The sequence below is a fragment of the Microbulbifer variabilis genome, assembly GCF_052467165.1.
Genome location: NZ_CP174301.1, coordinates 4,134,998 through 4,149,800, shown reverse-complemented (window position 1 = coordinate 4,149,800; position 14,803 = coordinate 4,134,998). Strand labels below are relative to the sequence as shown.

Genomic DNA, 14,803 nt, shown 5'->3' with positions numbered 1-14,803 from the left:
AGAAGGACATCTCGGGCCCCGGCAAAAGAGCCGCCTATGATAGCGGCTGGCCCGATAATGGCAAAGCGAAAAAGCGGGCAATTTGATCGAACTCTATCCGTTTAGCCTGCAGAGTGTGCAATTTATGTGGCTTTTTGTGCCAGTTAACCTCTTTTGTTGGCGCACAATTATTTTTTACGGAGTGATTTTCATCTCATAATTTACTGCTTCAGCGCCTGGATCTACCACCTCAATAGCAATGTGTACAGGGCTGTCCTGAGGCATCAACCTGCGACCGGCCAGCTCCCCCTGCAAATATTCCAGGGGAGAAAATCGGCGGCTTGCGACATTACGATTTTTGAGGTCACTGAAATTCAATAGCAAGTTAGGGAAAGGCTGACCGTAATCAGCGGTATTGACCAGTACTGCATCCACTATCAGTGCGCCTTCCAACTGAGGATGGCTGCGCACCATCAGGTTGGTGGCTTGGATGGCGTTAAGGTCTCGGAGCTGGGGCAGCTTGCAACCGAGCAGTGGACATGCGGAAGCATAGATATTGCGCCAGGGTTGTTTTTTGCTGAGGGTGTCAAACTTGAAGTAGGCAATCTGGGCCAGCAATGTGGTGGTCAGCAGCGGTAGTAGCACCCACCAGACCCAAGATGGCATAACTTTCTTTTGTGGTGTCACTCCCCAGGACATCTCCAGGGGGGCGGGCTGGATAGCGGATATCAATTGTTCCCGCTCGGGCTCTATTTCTGTGTCCGCATCGAGCTCCTCACCGGAAGCAAAAAAAGGTTCACGACGTCCATCTGGGGCACTGTTTTGGGTAACCGGGTTTTCTTGTACGGAGTCATCAGGAATTGTTGTTGGTCCAGGATCGAATGTATCCGCCCTCTCTGCTTGAGATTCGAGGGGGTGGTCCCATGGGTCGCGGTCCCTGAAATGATCGTTGTACGAAGATATATTGGAATTATTGTCGTTATTACTTACCGAGCGGTGATCGAAATCGGAGACATCATCCCAATCCGGCTTGAGGAAGGACTCTAGATCCTCTTCGGGCTCCTCATGAGCAGCCTCGTCCTGCAGTTCCTGCCACTCATTGTCGCCGAAGGCGTCACCGATCAGTGAATCGGAGTTCGGCTTCCTATCAGCGTTTTGGGCATTATCTGCTTCTATCGCTTGGGGACTCTTGTCTGCCTTTCCTGCTGGAGTGGTCTCCTGCTCCTCGGGCGGGGACGGCTCATCGTCATCCAGTTCGATATCGTCGTGGATTAAGAAGTCGTCATCTTCCAGCAGAGCTTCTAGGTCGTTGCGGGTATTGGTGTTCTCGTCATTAAAGACGATGTTTTCGTCAGCGCGAAAAACCTGCAGGCAGGAGCCGCAACGCACTGCGCCGCGGGCGGCGCGCAATTGCTGGTCATTGATGTGGAAAGAGGTGCTGCAGTGGGGACAGCGGGTTACCAGTTGAGACATTCGACTATGGCGTAGTTTATTTTGCAGTCAAGTTTATCAGCCTGCTCGGCCCCCGCGTAGTGGTGGTTAGCCTATTTAACAGATACGGGTTCCACTCAAGCGCACCCAGCCTTCATGCACTCCGTCTTCATCAAATTCGACGTTTTGTGTATAGGCGGCTTTTACTTGCTCTGCTTGGGATATAAGAATGCCGGAAAGACAGATGCGCCCGCCGACTCTGGTTAATTTGATCAGCTCGGCGGCGAGTTCTACAAGAGGACCTGCGAGGATATTTGCCAGCATTACATCCACGTTTTCCTGTGGCATTTGCTCGGGTAAGTACACAGGAAAACGCTGCGGATCGATACCGTTGCGTTTGGCGTTATCGCGGCTTGCGATCAGGGCCTGGGGGTCAATATCTGTGCCCATTGCCCGTTCAGCACCCAGCAGCAAGGTGCCGATGCCAAGGATGCCGGAACCGCAGCCAAAGTCGATAATGCTTTTGCCCTGTAAAGGCTCCTGAGCCAACCATTGTAAGCAGAGGTAAGTGGTGGGGTGGGTGCCAGTGCCGAAGGCGAGGCCGGGGTCGAGTAGCAGATTAACCGACTCGGGGTGGGGTGGCTCACACCAACTGGGGCAAATCCATAAGTTGTCGCCGCACTGAATCGGCTTGTAGTGCGTCATCCACTCCCGCTCCCAGTCCTTATCTTCCAGTTGCTCCCAGCGAACGTTGGGAAGCAGCTCGCATAGATAAGAGGCTGCCTTGGCTTCGGTGACGGTAGTGTCGATTTCGGCGTCGAACAGACCGGTAACACGGGTCTGGTCCCATAAGGGTACTTCGCCCAGGCCGGGTTCAAGAATAGGCTGGTCTGCGTTGTCCTGCAGGGTGACGGAGACGGCACCGGCAAATAGCAGTGCGTTTTCAATTTTTTCCGCTTGTGCGCGATTGGTATCGACACGGAGTTGTAGCCAGGGCATAGAGGTTCCGTAATGAGTAACTGCTGTGGTGGGTGGTAAGTCCACCCGATCCCTGCGACGGATCGCCGTCCATGGCGCTTGGGTTCGTCGTCTGACGCAATTCTCTCCGACTTTATCCCTGCTGGCGAGGGTTAGAGTCCCAGCTTTTTCTCCAGATAATGAATATTGACCCCGCCTTTGGCAAAGGCCTCATCCCGAACCAATTCTTCCTGCAGTGGGATATTGGTTTTAATGCCATCAATGACCAACTCGGAGAGAGCTACTCGCATGCGCGCGAGAGCGGTATCCCGATCCTCCGCGTAGGTGATTACCTTGGCGATCATCGAGTCGTAATTGGGCGGCACCGAATAACCAGAGTAAAGGTGAGAATCCACACGTACGCCGAGGCCGCCGGGCATATGGAAATTATTCACTTTACCGGGGCTAGGGAAGAAGGTTTGTGGGTCCTCTGCGTTGATTCGGCATTCGAAGGCATGGCCGCGAATTACTATATCTTCCTGCTTCAGGGAGAGTTTCTCTCCGGCGCAGACGCGAATCTGTTCTTTGATCAAGTCGATGCCAGTAACCATTTCGGTGACTGGATGCTCCACCTGGATACGGGTGTTCATTTCAATAAAGTAGAAACGTTCGTTCTCGTAGAGAAACTCGAAGGTGCCAGCACCGCGATAGCCGATATCGATACAAGCCTGCACACAGGAATCCAGCACCTGTTTGCGTACGGCATCGGGGATGCCAGGGGCTGGAGCTTCCTCCAAAACCTTTTGATGGCGGCGCTGCAGTGAGCAATCCCGGTCACCCAGATGTATGGCATTCCCCTGGCCGTCGGACATTACCTGAATTTCCACATGACGCGGATTTTGCAGGAATTTCTCCATATATACAGTGCCGTCGCCAAAAGCAGCCTGAGCTTCGGATTTGGTGACAGCAATGGCATTGACCAGATTATCCGGGCTCTCTACCACACGCATGCCGCGACCACCGCCGCCCGCAGCAGCCTTAATGATGACGGGGTAACCGATATTCTGTGCGATCTCGAGGCAGCGCTCGCTGTTGTCTGGTAGCGGACCATCAGAGCCGGGCACCGTGGGGACCCCCGCTTTTTTCATTGCGGCAATTGCGGATACTTTATCGCCCATCAGGCGAATAACATCTGGATCCGGGCCGATAAAGGTAAAACCGCTCTTCTGCACCTGCTCGGCGAAGTCGGCGTTTTCGGCCAGGAAGCCGTAACCTGGGTGCACGGCCACCGCATCGGTAATTTCCATGGCGGAAATTAGGGCTGGTATATTCAGGTAGCTCTGCGGGGATGGGTTGGGGCCTATACAGACAGATTCATCTGCTAGGCGCACATGCTTCAAGTTGCGGTCCACCAGGGAGTGCACCGCCACAGTGGCGATGCCCATCTCTTTACAGGCGCGCAAAACCCGCAGGGCAATTTCGCCGCGGTTGGCGATCAGGATCTTGTCGAACATTGTGCCTACCCCGCTCAGACGATGGTCACGAGCGGCTGGTCAAACTCTACCGGTTGGCCATCTTCCAGCAGTATGGATTCGATAGTACCGGCTTTGTCAGCTTCGATCTGGTTCATCATCTTCATCGCCTCAACGATGCAAACCACATCGCCGATTTTCACTTGCTGGCCGACTTTCACGAAAGGCTCAGCACCGGGGCTGGGTGCCGCATAATAGGTGCCTACCATGGGGGATTTCACCGCATGACCGCTAACAGCGGGCTTGGATTCCTTTTCAGCTGGCGCAGTAGCTGCGCTTGGAGCGGGGGCTGCCGGTGCAGGAGCCGGTACGGCAGGGGCGCTGTACATCGGCATGACCTGCTGGTTCGCACCGCTCACTCCTCGACTTATGCGCACAGATTCTTCGCCTTCCTTGATCTCCAGCTCGCCGATATCCGATTCCTCGAGCAGTTCAATTAGTTTTTTAATTTTGCGGATATCCATAGTTCATTCACTCGCAGGTTTGATTCATTGGTTTCGAGGCGCCATTCCCAGTTGGTGTATGGCTGCCTGTATTGCCAGCGTGTAGCTGTGTGGGCCGAAGCCGCACACCACACCGCGGGCTATGTCGGATAAGTAAGAGTGGTGCCTGAATTTTTCCCTTGCGTGGGGATTGGACAGGTGTAATTCGATAAACGGTATGGCAACGGCGGCTAGGGCATCTCGCAGAGCGACACTGGTGTGGGTAAACGCCGCAGGGTTGATCACTATGAAATCAACGCCAGTGGAAGACGCCAAATGAATGCGGTCGATCAGGGCAGATTCGCTATTGCTTTGCATGGTCTCCAGCTCGTGCCCGGCATCCTCGCACTGGCGCTCAGCTGCTTCATCAATTTCCGCGAGGGTGCTGGCACCATAGATGTGCGGCTCACGAATGCCGAGCAGGTTGAGGTTGGGGCCGTGCAAGAGTAGGAGTCTAGCCATAATCTGCCTTGAGAATTGTTGCCGAAAAGCCACGAAATGTGGTCTAAAGTTGGCTATCTTGCGGGCAAACTCGAATTTTGGCCTATTTGCCCGAGTGCATTAGGCGAGTGTGCCGCAAAAGTGACTCCCTGTCCATGCCTGTTGAGCAGTTTATCGAAGTTAGCGGCAGTTCGGCGATATTGGGCTAAAAATTAGCGCAAAATATCCAGGTTGTGGCCTTTTTACCCCAGCGAATGGCTACAAAGGCGGAAGTTTCCTCTATGGGATAGATGATGTGCTTAGCCCGCCCTCTGCAGCGGCCTCGAGCTCCATGAGCAACTCCTCACGGGAGAGGATCTGAGGCAGGATTTTGGCGTCACCCCCGCCGGCAGGATAGAGCAAGTACAGGGGTACACTGGTACGTCCGTATTTTGTCAAAAGGGCACTGATATGCGGATCCTGGTTGGTCCAGTCCCCCTTCAGCGCCACGACCCCGAGCTCCTCAATAGCTTTGCTAACTGCATCGCTTGATAGCACCACCTTTTCGTTGGCGAGGCAGGTAATACACCAGGCCGCGGTCATATTGGCTAATACAGCGCGACCCTCTCCTCGTGCGGTTTCCAGCCTTTCTGCCGAATAGGGTTGCCAGTAGTCACTGGTTTGCTGTTGGGCCAGGGGTGTTGTGCTGAGACGCGGTAACAGCATTACTGCGAAAGCGAGCGCGGCAATTGCTACTGTACCGCGTAGCCAATGCCACTGGGGGCGCGGCCAGAGCCAGAGGGCAAATGCGATGGCAACCGTACCTGTGAGAATCAGGGTTACTCCATCTCCACCAGTCTGACGGCCCAGCACCCACAAGAGCCATACCGCAGTCAGGTACATGGGAAATGCCAGCAGCTGCTTGAGTCTATCCATCCAGGGGCCCGGTTGAGGTAGTTTTTTGACTAGACCGGGAATATAGGTCAGCAAAAGGAAGGGGAACGCCATACCAGCGCCCAGGGAGGCAAAAACACTCAGGGCAACGATGGCCGGTTGGGTTACTGCAAATCCCAGCGCAGAGCCCATCAATGGTGCCGTACAGGGACTTGCCACCAGAGTGGCCAGGGCTCCAGAAGTAACGGAGCCGCGTAGACCCTGGCTGTTATTCAGGTTGCTGCCGATACCCATCAGGCCGGCGCCAAACTCAGTGACTCCAGACAAGCTCAACCCCATGATAAAGAAGAGGTAGGCCAGTCCTGCCACCAGCCATGGGGACTGAAGCTGGAACCCCCAGCCGATCGCCTCACCACCGGCGCGCAGCGCCAGCATCACCGCGGCGATAGCAATGAAGCTCAGGACTACTCCCGCGGTGTATGCCCAGCCATGATGGTGACGCTGGCTGTCATTCTGAGCCGCCTGGCTCACGGCCAGTAGCTTGATCGAAAGCACCGGAAAAACACAGGGCATTAGGTTCAGCAGCAATCCGCCGGCGAAAGCGAACAGCAAGGCCAGAGGTAGGGTGATCGAGCTGCTGCCAGCATTGGCTCCCTGGGGTGGGGCGCTGGCCGTCGGATCGGCGACATTGGAGAAGCCGCCTTTCGCCGCCTCAATACTGCCGTCCGAGGTGTTTACGGTGTAGTGGCGGGTCTGGGGGGGGTAACACAGCCCTGCATCAGCGCAGCCCTGGTAGTGCAACTCCAGTTGCGCAGTACCAGCCGTGCTTTTAAGGGCAATAGGGAACTCCAGCTGACTGCGGTAGACTTCTGTCTCTTTCTCGAAATAATCGTCCCAGATCACTTCTCCATTTGGCAGATCCAGGGGCAGCTGGGTCTTTTGTCCACCAGCGATTTGATAGAGGGCAAGTTTGTCACGGTAAAGGTAGTATTCGGGGGCTATTTCAAAGATGGCACTGAGCTGACTGCCGTTGAGAAGCAGGTCTTGCCTGTAGGCTTCATCTACTGGCAGGAAGGTGTTGTCCTGCGAATTGCTTAGACTCGCAAAAGGGTTGTCTGGGCTCTGAGCCAGGGCTTTGGCACCAGACACAAACAGCAGGATCGCCAGCAGGGCGAGGAAATTATTTCTGAAACTTTTGGTCATCACAGCCATAGATGAAAAAATTCATTATAGTCGGGCGCATAGTTCTGACTGCTGCACCGGACAGGGGTTCAGTTGCGCTAGCAGTATAGCGATGCCAGTGGTACAAAAAAACAACAGCGGGGGATTGCTTTGCCGTCATTTGAACGCCTTCACAGCCTTAGTGGCTGCCTGTTCATGATCCTGGTGCTGGGGGCCTGCAGTTCCAATCAGCCAGTTCCCGCTCCCCCCACCCCAGCGCCCAAAAAAGCCGGACCCTCAGCGGAGGCAGTAAGGCGGGGCAATGTGAATTTCTTCCTAAAGCGTGCTGAACAAGCCCTGCGCAAGGGGCATCTGACCCAGCCGGCTGGCGCCAGCGCCTATGACTATTACTTGAGGGTACAGCAGCTAGATCCCGGAAATCGCGGGGCGCAAACCGGCATACAGACCATTGTCGTCACCTATGTGGAGCAGGCCCGGGAGGCCCTGCGCCGGCGGGCGTTTGGCGAGGTGCAAACCCTCCTCAAGCGCGCGGAGATGCTTGCGCCAGGCAATGCTCTGGTAGCTGAGGTTCGCGAGAACTTGCTGCGGGAAAGGGGGCGGGCGCGATTAGACCTGCCAGAGGGAGAGAGTATCGGACTTCCGGCTGCAGAGCTGAATGCCAGGTCTAAACATCTCTCCAGTCAGTTGGAAAAGATTGCGCAAAGAATCCGCAAAGAGCAGTTACGCGTCATTATTGTTGCCAGGGATGATGCTGAAGGGCGTTGGATTTACCAGCAGTTGCGCGAAGCTGTGCCTGGTTACCGTGTGCGGGGCGACATAAAGGTCGGTAGCCCGGCGCGACTAGTTCTTGTTAAACCCAGTGGAGGGGTCCAGTGAAAAAACCAGTTTTGTCCGTATGGATAATTGCTGTCGGTGTTCTGTTGTTTGTTAGCAGGGCTTACGCAATAGCCCTGCCTTTACAGGTAGAGGGCTATGCGCGTGAGACGCCCCCAGGTGCCCCAATGAGCGCAGCCTATTTGTCACTTCACAATACAGGAGAGCATTTGCTGTTACTCAAAGCTGTGGAGTTGCGGGGAAAGCAGGATATTGGTGTTGACCTACATACCACTGAGAGCAGTGATGGCATCAGCCGAATGCGTCCGCTAGAGCAATTGGCGATTGCCGCCGGCCAGAAGCTACAGATGGCTCCGGGGGGAGTGCACCTGATGATCCATGGATTACAACTGCGAGAAGGGGAATTACTGCCCCTGCGCCTGGTCTTTACCAACGGTTCCAGTCTTGAGATTGAAGTACCGGTTGTCGGGCCGAATAAAGCAGACAAAGAGCATCATCATCACCATGGCTGAGCCGAACTAGTTTTTTTGTTGAAGTAAGGGGAGGAAATAATGAAAAAATTATTATTGTTTATAGGGGCCCTGTGTTTAGCTGGTTGTGCCCATAGCCCGTTGCAAATCCAGTTGGAGCCACAAGTGCAAGTTGCTTCCGAGTCCTTGGGAGCCGGCCATAGCCTGAGTGTGCGCGGAATCAATGAATTGCCCAACGGTGGCCTGGGTTCTTTGGGGGGGGTTTATGCTGAGACCTCTCAAGTAAGTATCGGCAATGATGCGGGAGAAGCGATTGCCTCGGGTTTACGCCAGGGTTTTGCTAATTGGTCTTTTCGTATCACAGATACCGCCCCCGAAGTACAAGTGGTGGCAAAACTGGTAAAACTCACTTACAACAGTCCCAACACTGTCTACACAACCACTATCGATACCTCAGCTGAAATCCACCTGGAAGTGACTGCTGGAGCCGCCTCATATTTTGCGACTTACAGTACGTCAGGTAAGGATCGCAACCTGGTCAAGCCCAGTCGTGAAGAGGTACAAACCCGGGTTAACGGATTGTTGAGTGCCACCCTGCAAAAAATATTTGATGATGAGAAGCTTAAAAACTTCTTGCTAACTCATCTTTGAATGTGCAATTTAGGCGCCATGTAAGAATGGTGCGGCTGGGAGGCTGAATAATTGAATAAAATCGGCGATCTTGGACGACGATGTCGATATATTCCTTTAGTTTGTGGAAGGAACAACTCTGCAACAACAGAGTTGCCTGCCAAACTGCCTCGCCCGCTCTGGAAATATGGCTGTGACTCTGTTTGATCCAGGCTCTGCCAGGTATCTGGGGCCACTTGCCCAATTGGAAGAGCGCTTCAATCCCAGCGAGCAGGTGAGTCTGCAAGCGGCGGAAGCTGCTCTGGGCGAGATTGCCGATGGAGTGATAGTTACTGACCCCAGCGGGACAGTACTCTATGCCAATCCACTAGTCAGTGAAATGAGTGGGGATCTGGTTGGGTTGCTGCCAGGCCAGTCGTTGAATGACGGATTGATACTCTGGGATGAAAAAGGCGTGCCGCTTCCGCCATTGCTACCGGATTCTCCCGCTGACGAAGTGCCGAGTACCCAGGAAATCAGCGCTTGTATCCACCGACCTGGAGATAGTCGCCCGCCCTTAGAGGTTACAGTACAAGTAATGGCGCTCTGGGATGCCGGTGAATTGAAGCACTATGTACTTGTGTTACGTGATACCTCCGCTGCCCGACGTATTTCTACCCGCCTAAGCTGGCAAACCAGTCACGATACACTCACTCGCCTGCCAAACCGCCAGTATTTTGAGAGCGAGCTGCAAAAACTCCTGTCTCAATGCGTCGATAAACGCCAGCACCACGTACTTCTTTATCTGGATGTATACCAGTTCAAGGTGATCAACGACACTCTCGGCTTTGTCGCCGGTGACCAACTGCTGGTTCAGTTGGTTACCCTGTTGCAGCGGGGTTTGTCCAGTTCCGATCTGTTTGCTCGGGTGGGTAGCGATGAGTTTGCCATCCTGTTGAGAGATTGCACCCTGGAAGAGGGGGGGCGGGTAGTTGCGCGCCTGCGAGAATCCGTGCAGGAGTTTAGATTCCACTGGTTGGGCAATGACAACCGGGTGGCTATTTCCATTGGTGTGGTGGGAGTGGACCGCTTTACTCCCAGTGCCAGTCAGCTACTTGCCACTGCCAATGATGCGTGCTGTTCAGCGCGGGAGCAGGGGCGTAACCGGGTTAAATTATTTGGTGACTCCCGCAAGTCGCTGGAGAAACGCCGTGAAACCACTTGGGTGGCAGAGATCCATGCGGCCCTGCGTGAAGATCGCCTGATTCTCTATAGGCAGCCGGTAGTCGCACTCCAGGGAGAGCGCAAGGTACACCATTTTGAGATTCTGGTGCGCATGCGTGGCCGGGATGGAGGGGTGATTTCTCCAGGCCTGTTTCTGCCAGCAGCCGAGCGCTACGGCTTGATCGAGGAGGTCGATCGCTGGGTAATCCGCAAGGTGTTCCACTATATGGCCCAGGAGCAACATATCGGGATTGCCGGCACCAGCTATGCAATTAATATCTCCGGTATCAGCCTGGGTGACGAGACTTTTGCCGATTTTGCACTGCAGGAGTTAGCCGATGCGGGAGTCACACCTTCAAGAGTGCAGTTTGAGATTACCGAAACCAGCGCAATTAATAATTTGGAACGTGCGTTAATCTTTATTCACAAGCTGCGCGCAGCCGGTTGCAGTTTTGCCCTGGATGATTTTGGTCGCGGTGTTTCCTCCCTGGCCTACCTGCGCCAGCTGCCGGTGGACTACCTCAAAATTGATGGAAGCTTTGTGCGCAATATGCTTGAGGATGAAATTGATAGTGCCATGGTGAGCACTATCGATCATCTGGCCAAGCGTATGGGTATCAGTACTATCGCCGAATATGTGGAGAGCCCGGAACTGATGGAGCGGCTTTGTCAGATGGGGGTGGACTACGCCCAGGGCTTTGGTATTGCCGCTGCCACCGGGCTGCCCGAAATAGGGGATTTCCAAGGCCTTTGAAATAGAGAGGCGGCCATAAGGCCGCTTACCGATTACCATCCATAAAACAGCGAACCTTTTAAATAACTGCTGCGAGCAGTTCCGAGTGCTGTTCAGCCTGCAGGCGGGGACCATACTGGCTAACCACTTGCGCGGCGGCGCGACAAGCCAGTTCTCCCGCCTCTACAAACCCCATTTCCCGGTTGATCCCGTACAGGAAAGCACCTGCAAACATATCCCCGGCGCCATTGGTATCGATGGCATGGACTTCGGGGCTGGCCACGCGTTTAAGTTGTGTGCCATCCCACAGGAGTGCTCCATCGGCGCCGAGGGTGATAGCGAAGCTGCGGCAATAGTCACGCAGTGCTTCGGCGGCTGCATCCAGGGAATCGGTTACGGTAAAGCCTAGGGCTTCATCGCGGTTGCAGAATAGGATATCTACGCCACCACCAATCATTTCCCGCAGGCCTTCGCCGAAGAACTGTACCATTGCCGGATCAGACAGGCTCAGGGCGGTTTTCACTCCAGCCTGTTGTGCCTGCTCGCGCAGGGTGATCGCTGCTTTACGGCCGGTCTCGGAAGAGACCAGGTAGCCTTCGATATAAGCCCATTGGGAGGATGCCAGAGCTTCATTGTCCAGTTCGGCCACAGACAACTTCTCGCTAATACCCAGGTAGGTATTCATACTGCGTTCGGCATCCGGGGTAATCAGTACCAGGCACTTGCCTGTGGTACCCCCATCGGCTTCCTGCAGGCTGGCAGGATAGTCGACGCCTGCGGCACTGAGATTATTGCGATAAAAATCGCCATTATCATCTGCAGCAACTTTACAGGAGTAAAAAGTGTTCAGTCCGAAATAGCTGGCAGCAATTACAGTGTTGGCGCCAGAGCCACCGCAGGCACGCTTGGCTGTGACCAAGTGATCCTGCAGGTCATCTACAAGCTGCTGCTGCCTGGCATCGTCGACCAGAGTCATGATTCCCTTTTCAACACCGAGGGCTGACAAGTCCGTGTCGGATACTTCAATTTCCGTATCCAGCAGGGCGGCGCCAATGCCGTAGAGATCGTATTGCCTCATATCTATCCTTTTCGGGGTATTTGTCTAGATTTCCGCCGCATTATGGCTGTGATTACAGCAAGTGCAAGGCGGTAGGTTTGACTTCAGCGAGGCATTGTTTATAAAGGCGCGTTAAGCCTCAATATGAACTAATAGGGCGTACTTGTGGTCAATCCACGAACAAGTGCGTAGCACTTCGATTTACGACCGGCCAGTATTTATTCTGGCGTGGGAGTCAGGTGGTTCAGGGATGTTCCCCAAAGGCACCGGTCCGGGTGCCGGAGGCAAGATACCAGTGGAGCTGCCACCAGCTGGTACCCTGCCAAAGATAGTGACTGGGCTGTCGTGCCCCGCTGTCAATTGATGTACTGACCTGGCAGCTGGATACCTCTTTTTATGGCCTCGACCAAACGCCGGCGCGGCAAAGCGTCACAACCGAAGAGACGATACCGCTGGCTCAAATTCCTGTTCCTGCTGGCTCTGGTGGGAGCACTCTCCCTTGCTGGTTATATGGCCTACCTGGATGTACAACTGCGAGAGCGTCTGGATAGCCGCCAGTACCAGCTGCCGGCGCGAGTCTATGCTCGTCCCCTGGTTTTGCGCGAAGGGATGGTGATGCATCCGGATGAATTAGCCTCCGAGTTTGCAGCACTTAATTACCGCAAGCAGGAAACCCTCAGCGAGCCCGGTTCCTGGTCCCAAAATGGCATGGATTACTCTGTTTGGCGTCGCGATTTTATTCACTCCAATGGCCGAGAGCCGGCGGCAGTGGTTTCTTTCCGCCTGCGCAACGATGAGATTAGCAGTCTGCGCGATAGCGATGGGCAGCGCATCGCGGAATTCCGCCTGGATGCGGCCAATATTGGCTCCTTACTCGGAGGTGGTGATGATCGCAACCCTGTGAGATTTAGCGATATCCCGCCGCTGGTGGCCAATACTCTGATTGCTGTGGAGGACCAGGATTTCCTCAACCATTTTGGTATATCCCCTCGGGGTATTGCTCGTGCCATGGTTGCCAACGTGAAGGCCGGGCGTCTGGTACAAGGTGGTTCCACCATCACTCAGCAGCTGGTGAAAAATATATTTTTTGATCACAAGCCGAGCCTGCAGCGAAAAATTAATGAAGCGCTGATGGCAGTTTTGATGGAGATCCACTACGACAAAGGCTACATCCTGCAGGAGTACATCAACGAGGTTTGGCTCGGACAGCAGGGCGCCCGAGGCATCTATGGTTTCGGGCTGGCCTCTGAATTTTACTTCCAGCAGCCACTGGACACCCTGGAACCGCATCAGGTGGCATTACTGGTGGGTTTGGCCAAGGGCGCTTCTTACTACAATCCCTGGCGACACCCCGAGCGTGCACTCGAGCGTCGTAACACTGTATTGGAACTAATGCTGGAGCAGGGGTTAATTTCCCAGGCTGAGTTCGAACTCTATGCGGCCAAACCCTTGGGGGTGGTGAAAGGTGGAGTGACTGCGCAAAACCCTTACCCTGCTTTCACAGAGCGGTTATTGGCGGAATTGCGCCCCTACTATTCCTATGAAGAGCTGCGGACCGCGGGCTTGAGGATCTATACCAGCTTGTCGCCTTCGGTACAGAAGCTGGCCGAAGAGGCTATCAGTAATGGGGTCCTGCAGCTGGAAAAGGACCGGGGAATTAAGGTCAATACTTTACAGGCCGCCACCGTGCTGATGGACAACCGCAGCGGTAACGTGCTGGCGATGGTGGGAGACCGCGATCCGGATTATCCGGGCTTTAACCGCGCGCTTGAGGCCCGCCGGCAAGTGGGCTCGCTGATCAAGCCCGCAGTCTTCCTCACTGCCCTTGAGCGCCCAGAAGAGTACAATCTGGCGACGCTTATTGACGATGCGCCTGTGCGCATCGAAGAGGCGGACGGCGATGTGTGGATGCCGCAGAATTTCGACAAGCTAGCCCACGGCCAGGTACCTCTTTACGTAGCACTTGCAAAATCCTACAACCTTGCCACAGCGCACCTGGGGCTGGATCTGGGGCTGCAGAATGTGCGTCAGACCATTCGCCGTCTGGGAGTGGAAACCAGCCTGCCGAAGGTGCCGGCGATGTTACTGGGTGCCGTTGAAATGACACCATTTGAAGTGGCTGGCATGTATCAGACTATTGCCAACGGTGGCGAAACTGTGGAGCCGCGCACTTTGCTGGCAGTCTCCGATGCCGGTGGCGGGCGTGTCCAGAACTTCCGCCGCCGTGCCCATCGCGGAGTTGATGCGGTACCGGCCTACCTGCTCCGCTGGGGTCTGGAGCAGGCTATGCGTGAGGGTACCGGACGCAGGTCTGCCAAGCGTTTACCTAGCAGTGTGGCATTTGCAGGTAAAACCGGAACTACCAACAATAACCGCGACAGCTGGTTTGCCGGTTTCTCTCCGGAGATTACTGCAGTGGTTTGGCTCGGGCGCGATGACAATGAGCGCACTCGCCTGACGGGGTCTACCGGTGCACTGCCAATTTGGACAGAGATCATGCGCAAGCTGCCCCATGAGCATGGGCCTGTGGAGCCGCCGCGGGGGGTGGAGGTCAAGTCGGTGAATGCACGCGGCGAATATATGGACCCGGACTACTGTCGTGGCGGATATGAAATTCCTTTCTCCTACGAGACGCGCCTGCAGCCGGCACCGGAATGTCGCGGGCGTGATCGTTGGCGCTGGTTTCGCAACCTGTTTGGCAATGGGCGCTCAGAGGCGGCACCGCGGGAGCAAATGACTCCCGGCTGGGGTGTAGATCCCAGCGAGCAGCAGCTGCGTGAGCAGCGTCGTCGCCAAATGCAGGAACAGTTGCGTGGTGATGATGCGGAAGAATTTGGTGTTGATCGGGGGTACGAAGAAGAGCCCGTCGAGTTCCCCCGCAACCAATCTTTTGAATCGGGCCCTGGCGGCGCCCCCGTAGAGGAGGCTCAGCCGATAGGCCCGGCACTGGAAGACCAGTGGCCCTGACTTAAGTCGCGTGACCGAGAGTCGCGCGCGAT

12 protein-coding genes are annotated in these 14,803 nt (G+C 55.0%); 5 read left to right on the top strand and 7 right to left on the bottom strand.

Annotated elements, in window-relative coordinates; translation table 11 throughout:
- Nucleotides 1-174 precede the first annotated feature (174 nt).
- The 6 genes from ACJJIP_RS18555 to ACJJIP_RS18530 all read right to left on the bottom strand — a co-directional run bounded on the left by ACJJIP_RS18555 (nucleotide 175) and on the right by ACJJIP_RS18530 (nucleotide 6,898).
- Nucleotides 175-1,452, bottom strand: a complete 1,278-nt coding sequence (locus ACJJIP_RS18555) for a DUF3426 domain-containing protein (protein WP_444945769.1) — start codon at nucleotides 1,450-1,452, stop codon at nucleotides 175-177.
- Between the two features lie 75 nt (nucleotides 1,453-1,527).
- On the bottom strand, nucleotides 1,528-2,409 hold the full coding sequence (gene prmA, locus ACJJIP_RS18550; RefSeq protein WP_020411492.1) for a 50S ribosomal protein L11 methyltransferase: 882 nt from the start codon (nucleotides 2,407-2,409) through the stop codon (nucleotides 1,528-1,530).
- A 131-nt stretch (nucleotides 2,410-2,540) separates the two neighbouring features.
- Nucleotides 2,541-3,881 (bottom strand): acetyl-CoA carboxylase biotin carboxylase subunit, encoded by a 1,341-nt coding sequence (accC, locus tag ACJJIP_RS18545; RefSeq protein WP_020411491.1) that lies wholly within the window; start codon nucleotides 3,879-3,881, stop codon nucleotides 2,541-2,543.
- Nucleotides 3,882-3,895: 14 nt separating this feature from the next.
- On the bottom strand, nucleotides 3,896-4,363 hold the full coding sequence (gene accB, locus ACJJIP_RS18540) for an acetyl-CoA carboxylase biotin carboxyl carrier protein (protein WP_020411490.1): 468 nt from the start codon (nucleotides 4,361-4,363) through the stop codon (nucleotides 3,896-3,898).
- Between the two features lie 24 nt (nucleotides 4,364-4,387).
- Entirely contained in the window at nucleotides 4,388-4,843 is a 456-nt protein-coding gene (gene aroQ, locus ACJJIP_RS18535; protein WP_020411489.1) for a type II 3-dehydroquinate dehydratase, read from the bottom strand.
- A gap of 258 nt (nucleotides 4,844-5,101) precedes the next feature.
- A complete protein-coding gene (locus tag ACJJIP_RS18530) occupies nucleotides 5,102-6,898 on the bottom strand; it encodes a protein-disulfide reductase DsbD family protein (protein ID WP_444945768.1) in 1,797 nt (598 codons plus the stop codon).
- Nucleotides 6,899-7,180: 282 nt separating this feature from the next.
- Here ACJJIP_RS18530 and ACJJIP_RS18525 point away from each other — a divergent pair, with 282 nt between their 5' ends.
- The 4 genes from ACJJIP_RS18525 to ACJJIP_RS18510 all read left to right on the top strand — a co-directional run bounded on the left by ACJJIP_RS18525 (nucleotide 7,181) and on the right by ACJJIP_RS18510 (nucleotide 10,768).
- Nucleotides 7,181-7,753, top strand: a complete 573-nt coding sequence (locus tag ACJJIP_RS18525; RefSeq protein WP_444945767.1) for an N-acetylglucosaminyltransferase — start codon at nucleotides 7,181-7,183, stop codon at nucleotides 7,751-7,753.
- Nucleotides 7,750-8,223, top strand: coding sequence for a copper chaperone PCu(A)C (locus ACJJIP_RS18520; protein ID WP_020411486.1), 474 nt, complete (start codon nucleotides 7,750-7,752; stop codon nucleotides 8,221-8,223). The genes ACJJIP_RS18525 and ACJJIP_RS18520 overlap by 4 nt, the downstream gene beginning before the upstream one ends.
- Nucleotides 8,224-8,262: 39 nt before the next feature.
- Complete coding sequence (locus ACJJIP_RS18515; protein WP_353377056.1) at nucleotides 8,263-8,832, top strand: YajG family lipoprotein; 570 nt, start codon at nucleotides 8,263-8,265, stop codon at nucleotides 8,830-8,832.
- 166 nt (nucleotides 8,833-8,998) lie between these two features.
- Nucleotides 8,999-10,768 carry an EAL domain-containing protein gene (locus ACJJIP_RS18510; RefSeq protein ID WP_444945766.1) on the top strand — a complete coding sequence of 590 codons (1,770 nt, stop codon included), beginning with the start codon at nucleotides 8,999-9,001 and terminating at the stop codon, nucleotides 10,766-10,768.
- A 58-nt stretch (nucleotides 10,769-10,826) separates the two neighbouring features.
- Here the strand turns inward: ACJJIP_RS18510 and ACJJIP_RS18505 are convergent, their stop codons facing one another.
- Nucleotides 10,827-11,825, bottom strand: a complete 999-nt coding sequence (locus tag ACJJIP_RS18505) for an adenosine kinase (protein ID WP_444945765.1) — start codon at nucleotides 11,823-11,825, stop codon at nucleotides 10,827-10,829.
- 375 nt (nucleotides 11,826-12,200) lie between these two features.
- Between ACJJIP_RS18505 and mrcB the strand changes: the two genes are divergently transcribed.
- Complete coding sequence (mrcB, locus tag ACJJIP_RS18500; RefSeq protein ID WP_444945764.1) at nucleotides 12,201-14,771, top strand: penicillin-binding protein 1B; 2,571 nt, start codon at nucleotides 12,201-12,203, stop codon at nucleotides 14,769-14,771.
- Nucleotides 14,772-14,803: the final 32 nt, after the last annotated feature.